Origin of the sequence: Rhodococcus sp. EPR-147, assembly GCF_001647185.1 — a bacterium.
Taxonomy (GTDB): Bacteria; Actinomycetota; Actinomycetes; order Mycobacteriales; family Mycobacteriaceae; genus Rhodococcoides.
This window is the reverse complement of the sequence record NZ_LVCU01000019.1, coordinates 1-4,665: the sequence shown is the minus strand read 5'-3', so window position 1 is coordinate 4,665 and position 4,665 is coordinate 1. Positions and strand designations below refer to the sequence as shown.

General features: G+C 66.3%; 3 protein-coding genes and 1 pseudogene. All 4 read right to left on the bottom strand.

The genetic code is table 11. The annotated features are described in order from the left end of the window. On the bottom strand, positions 1 to 1,195 hold a 1,195-nt coding region (locus tag A2J02_RS00870; protein ID WP_068045553.1), incomplete at its 3' end, for a serine/threonine-protein kinase. A gap of 6 nt (positions 1,196 to 1,201) precedes the next feature. Further along, positions 1,202 to 2,686: a peptidoglycan D,D-transpeptidase FtsI family protein gene (locus A2J02_RS00865; RefSeq protein WP_068045550.1), complete on the bottom strand. Its 1,485-nt coding sequence runs from the start codon at positions 2,684 to 2,686 to the stop codon at positions 1,202 to 1,204. Continuing rightward, positions 2,683 to 4,140 carry an FtsW/RodA/SpoVE family cell cycle protein gene (locus tag A2J02_RS00860; RefSeq protein WP_068045547.1) on the bottom strand — a complete coding sequence of 486 codons (1,458 nt, stop codon included), beginning with the start codon at positions 4,138 to 4,140 and terminating at the stop codon, positions 2,683 to 2,685. The genes A2J02_RS00865 and A2J02_RS00860 overlap by 4 nt, the downstream gene beginning before the upstream one ends. After that, positions 4,137 to 4,665, bottom strand: a pseudogene (locus tag A2J02_RS28010) (serine/threonine protein phosphatase); the annotation flags it as partial. The pseudogene A2J02_RS28010 and the gene A2J02_RS00860, both read right to left, overlap by 4 nt.

Genomic DNA, 4,665 nt, shown 5'->3' with positions numbered 1-4,665 from the left:
TGGTCGTCGTGGGTTCGGTCGTCGTGGTCGTGGTGGTGGTCGGCTGCGTGGTGGTCGTGGTCGGCGGCACGAACGGCGTCGGCGTGTCGTCCCTGCCCCCGGTCAACAGCACGTAACCGCCGATGAGGATGGCCAGCAGCAGCAGTCCGGCGCCGCCCCAGGCGAGGGCCTTCTGCGCCGACGACATTCCGGTGGTCTCGGGTACGGCGGCCGCAGCCGTTCCGGTGGCCGGTCCGCGGTACTCGCGCTGCGACGTCGGCATCATCTGGGTGCTCGACGGCGGCTGCGGGCTGGGCACGACGCCCGGCATCATGACCCTGCCGGTGCCCGAACCGCGGGAGTTTCCGGGCGCAGGCGGGCGACGGCCGGCTCGGACCGCGGCGACGGCGTCGGCGAATTCGCCACCGTTGGCGTAGCGCGCGGCCGGGTCCTTCACCATCGTGATCTCGATGAGTTCGCGTACGGCGGGAGGCAGGTCGAGTGGCATGGGGGCCGGCGTTTCGCGAACGTGCTTCATGGCCACGGTCAGCGCACCGTCGCCCACGAAGGGCCGCGTGCCCGCGAGTACTTCGTATCCGACGACTCCGAGCGAGTAAACGTCGGAAGCCGAGGTCGCCTCCTCGCCGAGCGCCTGCTCGGGGGCGATGTACTGCGCTGTGCCCATGACCATTCCGGTCTTGGTCACCGGGGACGCGTCGACGGCTTTGGCGATGCCGAAGTCGGTGATCTTGACCTGGCCGGTGGGGGTGATCAGGATGTTGCCCGGTTTGACGTCGCGGTGGACGACGCCTGCGGTGTGCGCGATCTGCAGCGAACGGCCGGTCTGCTCGAGCATGTCGAGGGCATGGCCGAGCGGCAAGCGGGACATGCGACCCAGCACGGCGTTGAGCGGCTCACCGTTGACCAGTTCCATCACCAGGTAGGCCAGTGATTCGCCCGCGCCGTCGCGGGTCTCGCCGTAGTCGTAGACGCCGGCGATTCCTGGATAGTTCAGCTGCGCGGTGGTGCGTGCCTCGAACCTGAAGCGCTGCAGGAATTCCGGGTCCTCGGAGAACTCGGCCTTGAGTACCTTGACCGCGACACGGCGATCGAGGCGGTTGTCCATCGCTTCCCACACCTGGCCCATGCCGCCGGTGGCGATGAGACGCAGAAGTCGATAGCGCTGCGCGATGACAGCTCCGTTGCTCAGTGGCACTTCACGTCACCTCCCCTGCAATGCGGCTGCGATGACGGCGCGCCCGATGGGTGCGGCCACGGATCCACCGGTCGCGGCGAGGGCTCGATCGCCGCCGTCCTCGACGATGACGGCAATGGCGACCTTGGGATCCTCGGCGGGTGCGAATCCGATGTACCAGGCATGCGGCGGGGTGTTGCGCGGGTCGGAACCATGTTCTGCGGTTCCGGTTTTCGATGCGATCTGGACCCCGGGGATCTTGCCCTCGCCGCTGGTGTTGTTCTCGGAGCCGATCATCAGGTCGGTCAGTGTCGCCGCGGTGGCCGAGCTGATCGCCTCGCCCATGGCCTTCGGCTGGTAGCTCGACAGGTCGGACAGGTCGGGAGATTGCAGCTGCTGCACCAGGTTCGGGGCCATCCGCACGCCGCCGTTGGCGACGGTGGCGGCGATGACGGCGTCCTGCAGCGGGGTCAACGCCACGTCGCGCTGGCCGATGCTGGATTGGCCGAGGGCGGCGTCGTCGTCGATGGGTCCGATGGTGCTGTCGGCGACGGTGAGCGGAATGGTCGTGTCCTCACCGATGCCGAAGGCCGCGGAGGTCTCGCGCATCCTGTCCACCCCGGTGTCGACGCCGAGCTCGACGAAGGCGGTGTTGCACGAGCGTGCGAACGCTTCACGCAGCGTTGCCGTCTGGCCACCGCCGCACGTCGAACCGTTGTAGTTCTCCAGCGTCGTCGAGGTTCCCGGCAACGTGATGTTCGACGCGGCCGTGAGTTGATCGTCCGGTGTGGCGCCCGCTTCGAGTGCGGCTGCGGTGGTGATCACCTTGAACGTCGATCCGGGTGGGTAGGTCTGCGAGATCGCCCGGTTGACCATCGGCTTCTCGGGATCGTTGCTCAGGTTCTCCCATGCCGCGGTGGTGGTGCTGCCGTCGTGGCTGGCCAGCAGGTTCGGGTCGTAGCTGGGGGTGCTGGCCATGGCGAGGATGTTGCCGGTGGCCGGGTCGAGGGCCACTACCGAGCCGGTGTATCCCTTGGCGGTCAGCTGGTCGTACGCGACCTGCTGAACGACGGGGTCGATGGTGGTGACGACGTTGCCGCCGCGGGGGTCTCGGCCGGAGATGAGGTCGAACAGTCGTCCACCGAAGAGCCGGTCGTCGGATCCGTTGAGTACGGGGTCCTCGGCGCGTTCGAGGCCGCTGCTCGAGTACAGCATCGAGTAGTAGCCGGTGATCGGCGCGTTGGCCTGCGGGCTGGCCGGGGAGATCGAATTCTGGGGGTAGGTGCGCAGGTACTTGTAGCGGTCGTCGGTGGGGACCGAGGATGCGAGCACCTGGCCGCCTGCCGAGATCTGACCGCGCTGGCGGGAGTACTCGTCGAGCAGTACCCGTGAGTTCCTCGGGTCGGTGCGCAGATCGTCGGCCTTGATGACCTGGAGGTAAGTGGCATTGGCGAGCAGTGCCACGACCATGACCATCACGGCGATGGACACGCGGCGCAGGGGAGTGTTCATGCGCGCTTCACCAGCTCGGTGGGTGCCTCCGCGATGGGCGCTGCGGGGGCGGGCTTCTTCTTGGGCTTTGCCGGCTCACGGGCTGCGTCGGAGATCTTGATCAGCAGCGCGAGGAGCAGGTAGTTGGCGAGAAGCGACGATCCTCCGTAGGACAGATAGGGCGTGGTGAGGCCGGTGAGTGGGATGAGTTTGGTGACGCCGCCGACGACGACGAACAGCTGGATGGCAATGGTGAACGACAATCCCGCAGCGAGCAGTTTGCCGAAGCTGTCGCGAACGGCCAGCGCGGTACGCATACCGCGAATGATGAACAGCAAGTACAGGATCAGGACCGCGGTCAGGCCGATGAGGCCGAGCTCTTCGCCGACCGTCGCAATGATGAAGTCCGTCTTGGCGAACGGCACCTGGGAGGGCCGACCACTACCGAGCCCGGTACCCGCCAAACCGCCCGTGGCGAAGCTGAACATCGACTGGACGATCTGGTAGCCGGTGTCGTTGTAGTCGTCGAACGGTCGCAGCCAGGTGTCGGTGCGGATCTTGACGTGGCCGAACACCTGATATGCGAAGAGGAATCCGACGAGCAGCAGTCCGAAACCGATGATCAACCAGCCGACGCGTTCGGTGGCGATGTAGATCATCACCAGGACGGTTCCGAAGATCAGCAGCGACGTACCGAGGTCCTTCTCGAACACCAGCACGCCGACGGAGACGATCCACACCACCAGGATCGGCCCCAGATCGCGTGCCCGCGGGAAGTCCATTCCGAGGAAGTGCTTGCCGGCGACGGTGAACAGTTCCCGCTTGGCGACCAGCAACGATGCGAAGAAGATGAGCAGCAGAATCTTCGCGAACTCCCCGGGCTGAATACTGAAGCCGGGCAGCCGAATCCAGATCTTCGATCCGTTGACCTCGGAGAAGGCCGACGGCAGCATCGCCGGGATGGCCAGGAGCACCAGTCCGGCGAGACCGACGGTGTAGCCGTAGCGAGCCAGGGTGCGGTAATCACGCAGCAGCACGAGCAGAGCGACGAAACCGGCGATGGCCAGCGTCGTCCAGAGCACCTGCTGGTTGGCGTCGGGCGACGGAATGGGGTTTCCGAGATACTGAGCCTGCTGCTCGTCGGCCAGGTCGAGACGGTGAATGAGCACCAGACCGAGCCCGTTGAGCAGCGCCACGATCGGCAGCAGCAGTGGATCCGCGTAGGGCGCGAAGCGTCGCACGGCCAGGTGCGCCACCGTCATCAACGCGAGATAGGCCACCGCGTACTTCGCCAGATCCCAGGTGATGGTCTGTTCCTGACTGGCTTCGACCAGTACCAACGAGATCGTGGTGATCAGGACCGCGGCCCCGAGCAGAAGCAGCTCGACGCCGCGCCGGTTCGATTGAATCGGTGCAGGCGCGAATCCTTCGGGTGGACTCGGAAAGGACCCTCCGGCGGACGGATTCGAACTCATCGAGTACCGGTCCTGCAGTTCTGACCGGGAATCTGCGGGACCGTCGGTGTCGGTACCGCAGTGGTGGTCGGTGCCGCCTCGGGAACGGGCTCCGCAGCCGGGGGCAACGGAACTCCGGGCGGCGGGATGATCGTCGTCGGAGTCGGTTCGGCGGTCGTGGTGACGACCGGTTCGGTCTCGCACACCTGGAGCAGGTCACCGGAGGCCAACCGCTCGACCTGACCGCGCGCATCGTCGAGAGATCCGGACGGCAAGCCGGCCGTGACCTGCTCGCGCGCGGCAGGCAGAAGGTCGTCGATCTCGAACGGAACGCAGTCCGCCGGAGCGGCATCCGGAGCGGTCAGCGTGACGGCTCCGTCGTCGTCGAGGCAGCCGATCAGTTCCACACTCTGCAGCGAGTAGCCCAGTACCGAGCCGGGAAGGCCCCTCAGCACGGTGACCTTGCTGTTGTCGGCACCGACGTAGTAGTTGCCTTTGATGATCGAATTGGCAACGAGCGCACCGATTGCCGCCAGTACCACCAGG